The following is a 14745-nucleotide window of genomic DNA, read 5'->3' as shown; positions in this document are numbered from 1 at the left end:
TCCTACGCCCCCGGCGGCACATACCGTCCGTCCACCGCCGTCCAGCCGCCGTCGACGAGCAGCACCGAGCCGGTGACGAAGCTCGCCGCGTCGGAGGCCAGGTACACCACGGCGCCGGCCAGCTCTCCCGCGTCGGCCCAGCGGCCGAGCGCGCTCTTCTCCGCGTACGCCCGGTACCAGTCGGGGTCGGCCTTGATCGGCTCGGTCAGCGGGGTCTCGACCACCCCGGGAGCCACCGCGTTCACGCGCACGCCCGAAGGCCCGTACTCCGCCGCCGCGGTACGGATGAGCTGCACGATCCCGGCCTTGGTCGCCGCGTAGGCGCTCTGCCCCGGTTCGACGGTGATGCTGCGGATCGAGGAGAACACGACGATGCTGCCCCGCCCGCGCTCGACCATCCCGGCGCCGAACGCCCGCAACACGTCGAACGTCGCGCCGAGGTTGAGCGAGAGAACGCGGTCGAACTCCTCGCGGCTGTAGTCGAGCAGCCGCTTGCGCACGTTGGTGGCCGCGGTGAGCACGACGACGTCGGGCTCACCCAGCTCCGCCGCCGCACGTTCGACAGCGGCCGTGTCGAGCAGGTCGAGCTCGTACGCCCTCGCGGAGTCACCGGCCAGCCCGGCGGTCTCCTTCGCCGCGTCGAGGTCACGGTCGGCGCAGGTGACGCTCGCGCCCTGCGCGGCGAGCGCCCGCGCCGCCTCCCTGCCGATGCCGCTTCCCCCACCGAGGACGACCGCGTCGCGACCGTCCAACCGGAACAGTTTCGCGTAGTCCATTCACTCCTCCTCGAGTCCGGCGAGCGCGGCCGCTAGGTTCGGCGCGGCCGCGATGAGCTCACGGGTGTAGGGGTGCCGCGGGTCGTCGTAGACCTCGTCGACGGCGCCGAGCTCCACGATCTCGCCAGCGCGCATCACGGCCACGGTGTCGCACACGCGCCGCACCACGCCGAGGTCATGGGAGACGAAGACGAGCGTCAGCTCGTAGCGTTCCACCAGTTCGGCGATGAGGTCGAGGATCTGCTTGCGCACCAGCACGTCCAGCGCGCTCACGGCCTCGTCGGCGAGCAGGATGCTCGGCCTCGGCGCGAGTGCGCGGGCCAGGGAGATCCGCTGCCGCTGTCCGCCGGAGAACTGGTGCGGGTACCGCTCGCCGGAGTCGGCGGGAAGGCCGACGGCGTCGAGCAGTTCGCGCACGCGCTCGCGCCGCCCCGGCTGCCTGCCCAGCGGCTCGCTGATGATGTCGCGCACGCGCATCCTCGGGTCGAGCGAGCCCATGGGGTCCTGGAACACGATCTGCACCTGCGAACGCAGGAAACCCAGACGGCGCTCCGGCAGGTTGTCGATCCTCCTGCCCTGTAAGGAGATCGAGCCGGACGTCGGCCGGTCCAGCGCCGCGAGGAGTCTGACCAGAGTGGACTTCCCGGATCCGGACTCGCCGACGATGCCGAAGCGCTGCCCCTTTTCGATGTCGAACGACACCCCGCGCAGCGCGTGCACCTCGGGCCGTGGCCCGGTCAGCGACGTACGGGGCCGCCGGTAGGTGCGCTCCAGATCGGTCACGGAGATCACGCCGATGCCTCCAGCAGTCGTGCGGTGTACTCGTGCTTCGGAGCGCTGAGCACGTCGCGAGTGGAGCCGGACTCCACGATCCGCCCCTCGTTCATCACCAGTACCCGCTCGCACACCGTGGCGACGACGGCGAGGTCGTGGGTGATGAACAGCAGCGCACTGCCATGGTCCCGCACGCCCTCGTTGATCAGCTCCAGCACCCGCGCCTGCACGGTGACGTCGAGTGCCGTGGTGGGCTCGTCGCAGATGAGCAGCGCGGGATCGTTGGCCAGCGCGATGGCGAGCACCACCCGTTGCCGCTGCCCGCCGGAGAGCTGGTGTGGGTAGGCCCGCGCGATCCGCTCCGGCTCGGGCAGGCGCACGCGCTCCAGCAGCTCGACGGCGGCGGCATTGGCACCGCGGCGATCGCGCGTGCCGTGCAGCAGCATGGCCTCGGCCACCTGCCTGCCCACGCGCATCGACGGGTTGAGCGCGCTCATCGGCTCCTGGAACACCATCGCGATGTCCTTGCCGCGCAGGCGGGAAAGTTCGCGTTCGCTCGCGCCGAGCAGCTCCCGATCGGCGAAGCGCACCGAGCCCACCGACGTGAGTCCCTCCGGCAGCAGGCCCATGACGGCCGACGCGGTGAGCGACTTCCCGGAGCCGGAGGCACCGATCAGTCCCACCCGCTCACCGGGCGAGATGGTGAACGAAACGTCCTCGACGAGCGGCAGCACGCCCGCCGCGATGCCGAGCCCTTCCACGGAAAGCAGGGTCATCGGCGCACCTCCAGTCGCGGGTCGAAACGGTCGCGCAGGCCGTCGCCGAGCAGGTTGAAGCCGAGCACGGCGAGCGCGATCGCGGCGCCGGGGACCAGCGCGAGCCTGGGATCCACGGCCAGCAGTTCCTGCGACTCCTGCAGCATCCGGCCCCACGACGGCGTCGGCGGCGCCGTGCCGAAGCCGAGAAACGACAGCGCCGCCTCGGCCAGCACCGCGATCGCGAACGACACCGACGACTGCACCAGCACGAGCCCGGAGATGTTCGGCAGCACGTGGCGCAGCGCGATCCACCACCGCGAGCGACCACCCGCCCGCGCGGCGAGCACGTACTCCGTGCTCATCACCTGCAGCGTGCCCGCGCGGGCGATGCGCGCGAAGGACGGCACGGTGGCGACGCCGATCGCGATCATCGCGGTGAGCGTGCTCGCCCCGTACACGGCGCCGAGCATGATCGCGAGCAGCAGCGCGGGGAACGCGAGCACGAGGTCGTTGACCCTCATGATGAGCTCGCCGAGCCACCGAGCGCCCATCCCGGCGAGGATCCCGAGCGGGGTCCCTACGAGCGCGGCGATGCCGACGGCCACCACGCCGACGTAGAGCGTGGTGCGCGCGCCGACCATCAGCTGGCTCGCGACGTCACGGCCGAGCTTGTCCGTGCCGAACACGAAGTCGCCGGTGGGGCCCAGCAGGCGCACGCTTGCGTCCACGAGCAGCGGGTCGTGCGGCGTCCAGACGAACGAGACGAGCGCCGTGCCCACGACGAGCCCGACGAGCACCACGCCGGCGAGGAGGCTGAGGTTCCGCGTCACCTAGGACCTCCGCAGCCGGGGATCGAGCATCGTGTAGAGCACGTCGACGCAGAAGTTGACGAACAGCACGGCGACCACGAGCACGAGCACGATGCCCTGCACGGTCAGCAGATCACGCGCCGCGACGGCGTCGAGCAGCATGCTGCCGAGCCCGGGCAGCACGAACACGCGCTCGATCACGACGGCGCCGACCAGCAGCGTCGCCAGCTGCAGGCCCAGCACTGTCAGCACGGGCACGGCGGCGTTGCGCAGGCCGTGCCGTACCAACGCCGGGTACGGCCGCAGGCCCTTCGAGCGGGCGGTGCGCAGGTAGTCCTCGCGCTGCACGTCGAGTACCGCCGTGCGCACGTAGCGGGTGAGCACGGCGCCCTGGACCAGCCCGAGCGACAGGGCGGGGAGAATGAGCCCCCGCAGCCATTCCACGGGATCCCGCACCGGCGGCGTCCACCCGCCCGAGGGCAGCCAGCCGAGCCGCACGGCGAAGATCTGCACCAGGATGATGCCCGCCAGGAACGCCGGGATCGCCACGCCCACCTGAGACAGTGCCGACACGGCCGTGCCGCTCGGCCTGCGGTGCCGCACGGCGGCGATAGTGCCCAGCGGCATCGCGATCAGGAGCGCGACGAGCATGCCGGCGCCCACGAGCCACAACGTCACGCCGAGCCGGTCGACGAGCTGTGGCCCGATCGCCTCCCTCGTCACGTAGGAGGTGCCGAAGTCGCCGGTCAGTACGCCGCCCATCCAGTCCAGGTACTGCGTGATGAGCGGCCGGTCGAGCCCGAACTCCGCGCGCGTCCGCTCCACGAGCTCCGGCGTCGCGTTGACCCCGAGCGCCACCTGCGCGGGGTCACCCGGCAGCACGGCCATGAACGCGAACACGACGATCGAGGCCACGAACACACTCACCAGCAGGATGACGATTCTGCGCAGGATCGCCGGCGCCCACCCGTCTCCCAGCCATCGCCCCCCGGGGAGGCGCTCCGCGCCGCTGTTCATCCCCGCCCCAGCCCTGTCAGGTCGAAGGACTCGCTGACCTGGTTGCGCACCAGGCCGGTGACCTCCTTCTTCGCCACCACGATGTTCGGGAACAGGAACAGCCAGTCGGCGGCGGCGTCCTCGCTGAGCGTTCGCGCCACCTCGCGCATGTCCGCCACCTGCTGTCGGGGCGAGCCGGTGTCGGCTCGCCTCAGCAGTTCCCTGACCCGGGGACTGTCGTAACCCCAGTAGTAGCCGGGGTCCCCGAACGTCGTGATGTCGCGGGGTTCGACGTGCTGGACGATCGAGAGGTCGTAGTCGTGGTCGGTGAACACCTGCTGCAACCAGACGGCGGGGAAGTCGAGCGGCTCGATGGTCACGTCCACACCGATCCGCCCGAGGTCCGAGGCCACCACCTGCGCCGCCGACATCGCGTACGGCAGGTTCGCGATTCGCAGCCGCAGGTGCAGATCCTGTTGTCCCGCCTCGGACAGCAGCCGCCTCGCCCGCTCGGGGTCGTGGGGATAGGAGTGCGAGAGGTCCTCGTACCAGGGATCGGTGGGCGGCACCATGCTGCCGATGAGCGTGCCCCGCCCGCCCCAGGCCGCGGCGAGCAGTGCCTCGCGGTCGATGGCGAGAGTCAGCGCGCGGCGCACGCGCACGTCGTCGAGCGGCGCACGCCGGTTGTTGAAGGCGAGCACCACCTCGCCGTTGGTGGTGCCCTGCAGGACGTTGAAGCGGGTGTCGGCCTCGAACTGCGGCACCGAGTCCGGTGCGGTGACGCCGGAGATCACGTCGATGCCGTTGCTCAGCAGTGCGTTGTTGAGCGCGGTGGCGTCGCTGTAGTACTTGAGCACCACGGTGGGGTAGGCGGGTTGGCGGCCCCAGTAGTCAGGGTTGGCCGAGAGCACCACAGAATCGCCGCGCCGCCGGTCGGTGACCTCGTACGGCCCGGTGCCGACGGGCCGGTTCGCGAGATCGCCGACACCGCTCGGGTCGAACATCGCGCCGAGCCGCGTCGTCATGGCGAACAGCCAGGAGTTGCTCGGCTCCTTCAGCACCACGCGCGCGTGCGTGGGGCTCACCACCTCGACGTGGTCGACGACGTCCATTGTGGACTTGAGAGAGATCGTCCACTCGGTACGGACGCGGTCGATGGAGAACTTCACGTCGTCGGCGGTGAACGGCGCCCCGTTGCTGAAGGTGACCCCGGAGCGCAGGTGGAAGTCGTAGACGGTGCGATCGGGGCTGATGGTCCACGACTCGGCGAGCAGCGGCGCGATCTCCGCGTTCGCGTCGAGCTTCACGAGGCCCTCGTAGACGTTGTAGAGCAGGGCCTGCGGGATGGCGGCGCCGTCGGTGGTGGTGAAGTCGAAGTTCTTCGGCTCGGCCGTGAAGCCGACGGCCAGCGTGTCGTCACCACCGACGGTGGCGGTGGAGCCTGCTGAGCACCCGGAGAGCACGAGCGCCCCCGCGACCGCCACCGCCAGCCAACGCGCTCTCATCCGGCCCAGCATAGGCCCCCTAAAAGCACCCAAGGCCACCTTTGGTGCGTTGAAACCAACGCAGTGGCGCGTCATCGTCTCCGTTCGGGTGGTGGCGGGAGACGGGTGGGCGCAACAAAGGTGGCCTTGGGGAAAGGTGGAACTACGCGTTCTTGCGGCGGTGCTGGAGCAGCAGCGCGCCGACGCCGGCGCCGATCAGCACGGCTCCGATGATGATCGGGGTCGTGATCGAGACACCGGTCTCGGCGAGGTCACCCGAGTCGGCCTGCGGCGAGACGGGTGCCTCGGTGGTCGGCGGGGCGGCAACCTCGGAGCTGGTCGGCGGAGCCTCGGTGGTGGTCTCGGCCGGCGGCGTCGTGGTGCTGGTCTCCGGCGTGCCGGCGATCCAGTTGGCGCTCGCACCGGTCGTGAGCGTCGACTTGTCGGCCTGCGCGACGATCAGCGACTGCGCGGCCTTCTTGTCGTAGTTCTTGGCGACGAAGAGCCGGCCGGTGGCCACCTGGGCGGTGCCCTTCAGCTCGATGTTCGCGGCGCCTTCGGGGGCGTCGGCGGGAACGTCGACGTAGAACTCGGTGCCATCGGCGATGGCGCCGGCGGCGAGTTCGTTGCCCTCGGCGTCGGTCAGCGTGACGCCCTCGGGTAGCTCGCTGTTCACCTCGGTGATCTCACCGGTGGTGGAGACGGTGAACGGGCCGAGCCGCTCGCCCGCCGAACCCGTCGACACGTCCGGCGTGATGTCGAGCGTCGGCGTCGGCTGGTCGCCGATGCCCACGTTCGCCTCACCGGTCAGGTACTCGTAGAGGGCGGCCACGTCGTGCTCGGCACCCTCGTCGTCCGACTTCAGCGGGTTCTCGAGGTCGAGGTCCTTGCCGTCGCTGTAGTGCCAGACGGCGGCCTGCGTCGCGGTGATCGCCTCGCGCTTGCTCAGGCCGTTGTCGAACTCGACGCCGCGCTCGGCGAGCGCATTCTCGATGTCCCCTGTCGGCAGTGCGGGGTAGCTGTTCTGCAGCACCCAGTTGAGCTTGTCGCGGTTCTCGTGGAACGGCGACTCGCCGTTGGGGAACTCGTCCCACGGCTTCTCCGACAGCGACCGGCTCGGGTCGATCTTCACGTCGATCTCGACGCAGTAGACCTTGAGGAGGCTGCCGTCGTCGACCTTCAGGCCGAACAGCGTGGTGCCGACGGTGCCGCCACCGATGTTGACCGCGTATCCGCTCGTGTGCGCCGGCTCGTGGAGCCAAGCGGTCACGTCGTCGGCCGCCGCGGGCGGCGCGCTCAGCATCACCGCGGCGGAGGCGCCGGCAAGGGCCGCGCCTGCCCGAGTGAAGGCAGATCTCTTGTGCATGAGTCTCCTAACCCCACAGCAAAATGAGGGAGCTTCCCCAGTACGAGTGAAGATCACACTTCCCAGTGAGGGCGGAGCTTACACAGAGTATGAAATTGGCGTGAACCAGCCCACACTATCGTGGTCTGTTCCAATTTCAACCAAGAGAATCCAGTGCCTGAGCCAAATCCAGCCACAGGTCCTCGGGGTCCTCGAGGCCGACGCTGAATCGCAGCGCACCCGAGGGCACGTGTGCGTCACCGGGCCTCGCGGCCCTGCGCTCCAGAGACGACTCGACGCCGCCGAGGCTCGTCGCGTGGCGGATCAGCCGCAGGTGTTCGCACAACCGGTCGGCGAGGTCTGGACCAGCGAGCTCGAAGGAGATCATCGCGCCGGAACCGGGGTAGCGGACGCGCGTGACGGCGGCGTGCTTGCCGAGCCGCTCGGCGAGCAGCGCGGCGGACCGCGACGCCTCGGCATAGCGGACCCCGAGCGTGCGCAAGCCGCGCAGCGCGAGCCACGCCTCGAGCGCACCGGGCGTCGCGCCCCCGCGCGTCCGTGCGTCGCGCAGCTGGGCGGCGAGCTCTTCTTCGGCCGCCACCGTCAGCCCGAGCAGGAGATCGGAGTGCCCGCCGATCAGTTTCGTGGCGCTGTGCACGACGATGTCGGCCCCGAGCGAGAGCGGTTGCTGACCGAGCGGTGTCGCGAACGTGTTGTCCACCACGACCTTCGCCCGCCCCGCCGCCGCGGCCGTGATCGCCGGGATGTCGATCAGTTCGAGGCTCGGGTTGGTCGGCGACTCCAGCCAGAGCAGGTCGGCCTCGCCGGCGGCGGCTACCCAGGCACCGGTGTCGGCAGGCGTGACCCGGCGGCAACGGAGCCTGCCCATCCGCTCGGCGTGGTCGAACATCGCGCGCGTGCCGACGTAGCTGTCACTCGGCACGGCCACCTCGGCACCGGCCGGTAGGAGATCGAGGACCGCGGAGACGGTCGCGATGCCCGAGGCGAACGCGGTGGCGTGGCCCCCCTCCAACCGCCCGACGGCCTCCTCGAGGGCCACCCAAGTAGGAGTGCCGTCCTCCCGCGAATACCCAAGACCGAGCGCGGAGGCGGGCACGATGGGCACATTGGCAGGCTGCCCAACCCCCTCGGGCCGCCCGGCCACGATCGCCAAAGTCCGAACAGACCAATCAGAACCCACGACAACCACACTCCCGACACACGCTGGTCTCCACCCAACGAAACCACGCCGGGTCAGGAGGAGCTCGCACCGTGGGGGGCCTGGGGCTCGGCCCCGGATACGAAACCGGCCGACGTGGCGAGCGTCATCCGCGAGCACACGTCGGCCGAGGTCGGTGGGCGAGGAGGGAGTTGAACCCTCACGTCCTTTCGGACACACGGACCTGAACCGTGCGCGTCTGCCATTCCGCCACTCGCCCGAGCAACTGCGACAGCCCGCACAGCGTATCAGGCCGTCCGAGCGGGTTTCACCGGCCCCGGTGTTTAACGCTCCAAACCCAGATACGATCTATCCGGAGGTACACGTGGAAGGGGGGTTGTCCCGGTGGGCCGCGTACAGCGCTTCGATCGGCGCCTCGAGAGCCTCGTGGGCAACACCTTCGCGCGGATGTTCGGTGGCAACGTCGTCACGCAGGAAGTGGCGCAGGATCTGGAGCGTGAGAGTGAGGAAAACGTCCGTGAGCTCGCGGGTGGGCGCAAGCTCGCTCCGAATCACTACATCGTTTCCTTGGGTGCCGCTGATCACGACCGGATGGCAGGCGACGAGCAACGGGTCACCCGGCTGCTCGCGGACGCTGTCGCACAGCACCTCGCCGAGCACGGCTGGGACACCTATGGTGACGTCGTAGTTTCGCTAGAGCGCAACGAGGCGCTGCATACTGGACAGTTCAAGACCCGCTCGACCGTCGATCCCGACGTCAAAGCACCTGGCGCCGGGGGTCAAGCACGGCCAGCACGAACCAGCGACGCAGGAGACCGACCAATGAGCCAGCCCGGCGGCTACGGCCAATACGACCAGGGTGACCCGTACGGCCAGCAGGGCCAGTACGGCTACGGACAGGGACAGCCTGGCGGCTACGACCAGGGCTACGGCCAGCAGCCCGGCGGTTACGACCAGGGCTACGGGCAGCCGGGAGGCTATGACCAGGGTTACGGTCAGCCTGGCGGCTACGACCAGGGCTATGGGCAGCCCGGTGGGTACGACCAGGGCTACGGCCAGCAGCCCCCGGCGCCCGGCTACGACCAGGGCTACGGCCAGCCCGGCGGCTACGACCAGGGCTATGGGCAGCCCGGTGGGTACGACCAGGGCTACGGCCAGCAGCCCCCGGCGCCCGGCTACGACCAGGGCTACGGCCAGCCCGGCGGGTACGACCAGGGCTACGCGGCTCCGCCGAGCCCGCCCGGTGGCTACCCCGCGCAGGCCCCGCCGCCCGACCCTTACGCGCAGCAGGGCTACGGCCAGCCCGGGATGCCCGGCGGCAACCGCCAGCTCGCCGCGAGCCTCCAGCTCGACGACGGTTCCAACCGGACGTACTCCCTCAAGCAGGGCGGCAACGTGGTCGGCCGCGGCCAGGACGCCGACTTCCGGCTCCCGGACACCGGCGTCTCGCGCCGGCACCTGGAGATCACCTGGGACGGCCAGAGCGCCACGCTCGCCGACATCGGTTCCACCAACGGCACCACGGTGAACGGCACCCCCGTGCAGACCTGGCAGCTCGCCGACGGTGACGTCATCAGGGTCGGCCACTCGTCCCTGGTGTTCCGGACGCAGGGCTAGTTCGGGCTTTTCGGCCATCCCGCATGGCCCGCGAGCGCGGGTCCCGCATAATGGCGGCCATGCGGGGGACCCGTGGCGCACTCGTCACGGGGTGGGCGTGAAAAGGCGGGAGCTGACACAACAGGTGCCAGAGCTGGTCGTTCAACTCACCAGAGCAGGTTTTCTCCTCTTGCTCTGGCTGTTCGTGTTCGCCGCGCTACGCGTGGTGCGCTCGGACCTCTACGCGGCGTCCGGGCTGCGCGTCAACCTGCCGAGCCTGCGGCGCGGCAAGAGCAGCAGAGAGCCGAAGAAGCCGCGCGGGGGGAAGCTGCCGCGGCAACTGGTCGTGACGCACGGCGCGCTCTCGGGCACCCGCATCGCGTTGGACGGCAAACCGATCCTCATCGGCAGGGCTGACGACTCGACACTGGTGCTGGACGACGACTACGCCTCCACGCGGCACGCTCGCATCTCACTGCGCGGTGACGAGTGGTATGTGGAAGATCTGGGCTCGACGAACGGCACCTATCTCGACCGGGCTAAGGTCACTGCACCCCTCCGAGTCCCGCTCGGCGTCCCCATCCGGATAGGCAAGACGGTGATCGAGCTTCGCCCATGACTCTCGTCCTACGCTACGCGGCCCGCAGTGACCGTGGCCTGGTTCGTTCGAGCAACCAGGACTCGGTTTACGCCGGCCCGCGCCTGCTCGCCCTGGCCGACGGAATGGGCGGCCACGCCGCCGGCGAGGTGGCCAGCAAGGTCGTCATCGCCTCGTTGGCCCCGCTCGACGACGACGAGCCCGGCGACGACCTGGTGACCCAGCTCCGCGAAGCGGTGACCCACGGCAACCAGGCGATCTCGGAGCTCGTCGCGAACGACCCAGACCTCGACGGCATGGGCACCACGCTCACCGCCGTGCTGTTCTCCGGCTCCCGGCTCGGGCTCGTGCACGTCGGCGACTCGCGTGCCTACCTGCTGCGGAACGGTCAGTTCTCGCAGATCACCCGCGACGACAGCTTCGTCAACGAGCTGCTCGAGCAGGGCCGGATCACCGAGGACGAGGCCGCGACCCACCCGCAGCGGTCCCTGCTGCTCAAGGCCCTCACCGGGCACGAGGTGGAGCCGAGCTTCACGGTCCGCGAGGCACGGGCTGGGGACCGCTACCTGCTGTGCTCCGACGGCCTGTCGGGCATGGTCAGCAACGAGACGCTGTCGGAGGCCATGCAGATCCCGGACCCGCAGGAGTGCGCGGACCGGATGATCGAGCTCGCCCTCAAGGGCGGCGGCACCGACAACGTGACGGTGATCGTCGCGGACGTCGTGGACATCGACTTCGGCGAGGACGCTCCCATCGTGGGTGGTGCCGCCGGCGACGGCAGCGACGAGGGCCACCAGGGCGACTCTCCCGCGGCCCGCGCCAGGGCGCTCACCGCGCCGCCCCCCACCCAGCCACAGCGGCTCGAGCCGACGGAGCCGCCACCAAACCCAAAAGCGAAGCGCCGTAAGCGGATCAGACTCCTCGTGGCACTCGGCCTGGCGCTGATCCTGCTCGCGGCCGCCGCGATCGCCACCCGCTACTTCGTCATGCGGCAGTACTACGTTGGCGTGGGCTCGAACGAGGAAGTCGTGATCTTCCAGGGCGTTCCCGGCAGCGTGCTCGGCTTCGACCTGCACCGCGAGGCGGAGGGCTCCTGCCCTCCCGAGGCCACGCTGTGCGAGCCGCTGCGCCTGCAGGACCTGCAGCAGGACGCGCGCGTCGCCGTGCGCAACTCCGTCAAGCGCGACGGCCTCGCCGAGTCGCGGGACTACATCGACACGCTCCGTCGCAACAACATGCTGGAGATCTGCGACGAGGAGCAGCCCCAGGGCGGCGGCGTGATCGGCGGCATCGGCCAGGGCAACGCGGCGCCGGAGCCAACGGGCGAGAACCGGCCCGAGGGCGGTAGCCAACCGAGTGGCGAGAACCAGCCGACCGAGACGACGACGCCGGAACAGGGTCGGCAGGAGCCGGGGGTGGACTGCCGCCCGGCGCCCAGCCCAGGCGGTAACTGATGGCTCAACCCGCAGGCAACCCCGGCGCGGTCGGCCAGCAGTACACGACGAACCCGCCGCGCGAACTGCCGAGGCGGCGGGGCACGGAGCTGATGCTGCTGGCGTTCGCCGCGTTCATCGTGACGTCGGCGTTCGTGCTGGTACAGGCGAACCAGGAGCAGGAGCTGTCCTGGTCCATCGTCTGGTACGGGCTCGCCTACCTGGCGATCTTCGCCGTCGCCCACCTTGCGGTGCGCCGCTGGGCGCCCTACGCAGATCCGCTGATCCTGCCGTGCGTCGCGCTGCTCAACGGGCTCGGCCTGGTGATGATCTACCGGATCGACCTCGCCAACGCGCAGGAAGCGATCGCCATCGGCGAGGTGACATCCGGCAGCGCGCCGAGGCAGGTGCTTTTCACGGTCTTCGCGCTGGCCCTCTTCCTCGGCGTGCTCGTGGTCGTGAAGGACCACCGCACGCTCACGCGCTACGCGTACACGTTCGGCCTCATCGGCATCGTGGCACTCGCGCTGCCCGCGCTGCTGCCCAGCTCGCTGTCCGAGGTCAACGGCGCGAAGGTGTGGCTGAAGCTGCCCGGCTTCTCGATCCAGCCCGGTGAGTTCGCCAAGATCCTGCTGATGATCTTCTTCGCGTCGTTCCTCGTCGCGAAGCGGGACCTCTTCATGACCGCGGGTAAGCGGGTGATGGGCATCGAGCTGCCGAGGGCAAGGGACCTCGGACCGATCATCATCGCCGCCGTCGTCTGCCTCGGCATCCTCGTCTTCCAGCGCGATCTCGGCACCGCGCTGCTGTTCTTCGGCATCGTGCTGGTGATGCTCTACGTCGCCACCGAGCGGATCATCTGGGTGGTCGTCGGCCTCTCGATGTTCTTCGTCGGCGCGCTCATCGCCTACCAGCTGTTCACCCACGTGCAGCAGCGCGTCGCCAACTGGATCGACCCGCTCTCGACGTACGACGAACCCGGCGGTGGCTACCAGATCGCGCAGGGCCTGTTCGGGCTCGGCACCGGCGGCGTGTTCGGCACCGGCCTCGGCGCTGGCAGGCCGGAGACCGTCCCCGAGGCGAACACCGACTTCATCAGCGCGGCGCTCGGCGAGGAGCTCGGCTTCGTCGGGCTCGCCGCGATCCTGATGGTGTACCTGATCCTCGCCATGCGCGGCATGCGCAGTGCGCTGGCCGTGCGGGACACGTTCGGCAAGCTGCTCGGCGGCGGCCTCTCGTTCGCGATCATCATGCAGATCTTCGTGATCATCGGCGGGGTCACCAAGCTGATCCCGATGACCGGTGTCACGACGCCGTGGCTGTCCGCCGGTGGTTCGTCGCTGCTGGCGAACTACATCCTCGTCGCGCTGCTGCTGCGGATCAGCGACACGGCACGCCGCCCGCAGCAGCCCGCGAAGCCGAGGCAGCCGCAGCCGCAGGCGCCGCTGGCCGAGGCACACACGGTGATGGTGCAGCGGCCCCCGGCGGGGCAGCCGCAGCCGGGCGTCGATGGGGGGAGCACGCCGTGAACACACCGCTGCGCAAGGTCGGCGTCGCCATGCTGGTCATGGTGACGCTGCTGCTCGCCAACGCCACCTACATCCAGGTGGTGCAGGCCGACGACTACCGCACCGACAGCCGCAACTCGCGGGTGCTGCTCGACGAGTACTCGCGCGAACGCGGCAAGATCGTCTCCGAGGAGGCCGGCCAGGTGCTGGCCGGCGTCACGCCGACCGACGACCAGCTGAAGTTCCTGCGCACGTACCTCAACGGCCCGATGTACGCGCCGGTCACCGGCTACTACTCGGTGCTGTACGGCGCAGGCGGCCTCGAGCGCTCCGAGGACGAGTTCCTCAACGGCTCCGATCCGCGGCTGTTCGTGCGCAGGCTCTCCGACATGATCACCGGCCGCGACCCGCGCGGCGGCAACGTGCGGCTCACCGTGCGGCCCTCGGTGCAGGAGGCCGCCTACAACGCGATGGTCCAGAACGGCTACACGGGCTCGGTCGTGGCGCTGGACCCGAAGACCGGCGACATCCTCGCCATGGTCTCCACGCCGTCCTACGACCCCGGCAAGCTCGCCTCGCACGACGCCGAGGAGCAGCAGGAGGCGTGGACGGCGTTCACCGAGGACCCGGCCAACCCGATGCTGAACAGGGCGATCCGCGAGACGTACCCGCCCGGCTCCACGTTCAAGATCGTCACGACCGCCGCGGCGCTGGAGAACGGCATGACCGCCGACAGCGGCGTCACCAGCGCGGCCGAGACCACCCTGCCCGGCACCAGCACCACGCTGGAGAACTACGGCGGCGCCACCTGCCCCGGCAGCACGCTGGCCGACGCGCTGAAGTATTCGTGCAACACCGCGTTCGCCGAGATCGCCGGTCAGCTGGGCAAGGAGAAGCTCGAGGCCACCGCCGCGAACTTCGGCATCGGCATGGACGACCTGGCGATCCCGATGGGCGTGGTGCCGTCCGGCCTCGGCGACCTCGAGAGCGAGGCCGCGCTGTACCAGAGCGGCATCGGCCAGCGAGACGTCCGGCTGACCCCGCTGCAGGACGCGCTGCTGGCGGCGACGGTCGCCAACGACGGCGTGGCCATGAAGCCGCAGCTCATCAAGGCGCTGCTCGCCCCCGACCTGTCGACGATCGAGGAGTTCGGCCCCGAGGAGCTCACCGGCGAGCCCGCCATGTCGGCGGAGAACGCCCAGGCGCTGACCGACATGATGATCCAGTCGGAGGCGAACACCAGCGGCGGCGGCAAGGACGAGTCGCTGAAGATCGCTTCGAAGACGGGGACCGCCGAGCACGGCACCGACCCGAAGGCGACGCCGCCGCACGCCTGGTACACCGCGTTCGCGCCGCACGACGACCCGCAGATCGCCGTCGCCGTGATCGTCGAGTCCGGCGGTAACCGAGGGCTCGCCGCCACCGGTGGCACCGTGGCCGCCGAGATCGCGAGGTCCACCATCGCCGCCGCCCTCGGGGGTGGGTAGC

At 70.0% G+C, this 14745-nt stretch carries 13 protein-coding genes and 1 tRNA gene; 5 read left to right on the top strand and 9 right to left on the bottom strand.

Features of this window, described 5'->3' with window-relative positions; genetic code table 11:
* Positions 1 to 2: 2 nt before the first annotated feature.
* The 9 genes from FCN18_RS01970 to FCN18_RS01930 form a co-directional block, all read right to left on the bottom strand.
* Positions 3 to 776 carry an SDR family NAD(P)-dependent oxidoreductase gene (locus FCN18_RS01970; protein ID WP_112265949.1) on the bottom strand — a complete coding sequence of 258 codons (774 nt, stop codon included), beginning with the start codon at positions 774 to 776 and terminating at the stop codon, positions 3 to 5.
* Positions 777 to 1574, bottom strand: a complete 798-nt coding sequence (locus tag FCN18_RS01965) for an ABC transporter ATP-binding protein (protein ID WP_369973593.1) — start codon at positions 1572 to 1574, stop codon at positions 777 to 779.
* Positions 1565 to 2326: an ATP-binding cassette domain-containing protein gene (locus FCN18_RS01960; protein ID WP_137092947.1), complete on the bottom strand. Its 762-nt coding sequence runs from the start codon at positions 2324 to 2326 to the stop codon at positions 1565 to 1567. Before FCN18_RS01960 ends, FCN18_RS01965 begins: the two co-directional genes overlap by 10 nt.
* Positions 2323 to 3138, bottom strand: a complete 816-nt coding sequence (locus FCN18_RS01955) for an ABC transporter permease (RefSeq protein WP_112265944.1) — start codon at positions 3136 to 3138, stop codon at positions 2323 to 2325. Before FCN18_RS01955 ends, FCN18_RS01960 begins: the two co-directional genes overlap by 4 nt.
* Positions 3139 to 4071: an ABC transporter permease gene (locus FCN18_RS01950; protein WP_137093325.1), complete on the bottom strand. Its 933-nt coding sequence runs from the start codon at positions 4069 to 4071 to the stop codon at positions 3139 to 3141.
* A gap of 59 nt (positions 4072 to 4130) precedes the next feature.
* Positions 4131 to 5618: an ABC transporter substrate-binding protein gene (locus tag FCN18_RS01945; RefSeq protein ID WP_137092945.1), complete on the bottom strand. Its 1488-nt coding sequence runs from the start codon at positions 5616 to 5618 to the stop codon at positions 4131 to 4133.
* A 142-nt stretch (positions 5619 to 5760) separates the two neighbouring features.
* Entirely contained in the window at positions 5761 to 6963 is a 1203-nt protein-coding gene (locus FCN18_RS01940; RefSeq protein ID WP_137092944.1) for a thioester domain-containing protein, read from the bottom strand.
* Positions 6964 to 7099: 136 nt separating this feature from the next.
* Positions 7100 to 8152 carry a trans-sulfuration enzyme family protein gene (locus FCN18_RS01935; protein ID WP_407675764.1) on the bottom strand — a complete coding sequence of 351 codons (1053 nt, stop codon included), beginning with the start codon at positions 8150 to 8152 and terminating at the stop codon, positions 7100 to 7102.
* Between the two features lie 146 nt (positions 8153 to 8298).
* Positions 8299 to 8381, bottom strand: a tRNA-Leu gene (locus FCN18_RS01930).
* A 125-nt stretch (positions 8382 to 8506) separates the two neighbouring features.
* Between FCN18_RS01930 and FCN18_RS01925 the strand changes: the two genes are divergently transcribed.
* From FCN18_RS01925 to FCN18_RS01905, 5 genes are all read left to right on the top strand, one after another.
* The gene (locus tag FCN18_RS01925; RefSeq protein WP_112265938.1) at positions 8507 to 9739 is read left to right on the top strand and encodes a DUF3662 and FHA domain-containing protein; all 1233 of its coding nucleotides are present in this window, start codon (positions 8507 to 8509) and stop codon (positions 9737 to 9739) included.
* A 124-nt stretch (positions 9740 to 9863) separates the two neighbouring features.
* Positions 9864 to 10337 (top strand): FHA domain-containing protein FhaB/FipA, encoded by a 474-nt coding sequence (locus FCN18_RS01920; protein WP_112265936.1) that lies wholly within the window; start codon positions 9864 to 9866, stop codon positions 10335 to 10337.
* Positions 10334 to 11770, top strand: coding sequence for a PP2C family protein-serine/threonine phosphatase (locus FCN18_RS01915; protein ID WP_112265934.1), 1437 nt, complete (start codon positions 10334 to 10336; stop codon positions 11768 to 11770). Before FCN18_RS01920 ends, FCN18_RS01915 begins: the two co-directional genes overlap by 4 nt.
* Entirely contained in the window at positions 11770 to 13278 is a 1509-nt protein-coding gene (locus tag FCN18_RS01910; RefSeq protein WP_112265932.1) for an FtsW/RodA/SpoVE family cell cycle protein, read from the top strand. Before FCN18_RS01915 ends, FCN18_RS01910 begins: the two co-directional genes overlap by 1 nt.
* Entirely contained in the window at positions 13275 to 14744 is a 1470-nt protein-coding gene (locus FCN18_RS01905; protein WP_112265930.1) for a peptidoglycan D,D-transpeptidase FtsI family protein, read from the top strand. The genes FCN18_RS01910 and FCN18_RS01905 overlap by 4 nt, the downstream gene beginning before the upstream one ends.
* Position 14745 lies beyond the last annotated feature (1 nt).

This window comes from Prauserella endophytica (assembly GCF_005146945.1).
Classification (GTDB): Bacteria; Actinomycetota; Actinomycetes; order Mycobacteriales; family Pseudonocardiaceae; genus Prauserella_A; species Prauserella_A endophytica.
Note: the sequence above shows the minus strand (reverse complement) of the source record. Positions and strands in the feature narration are given on the sequence as shown.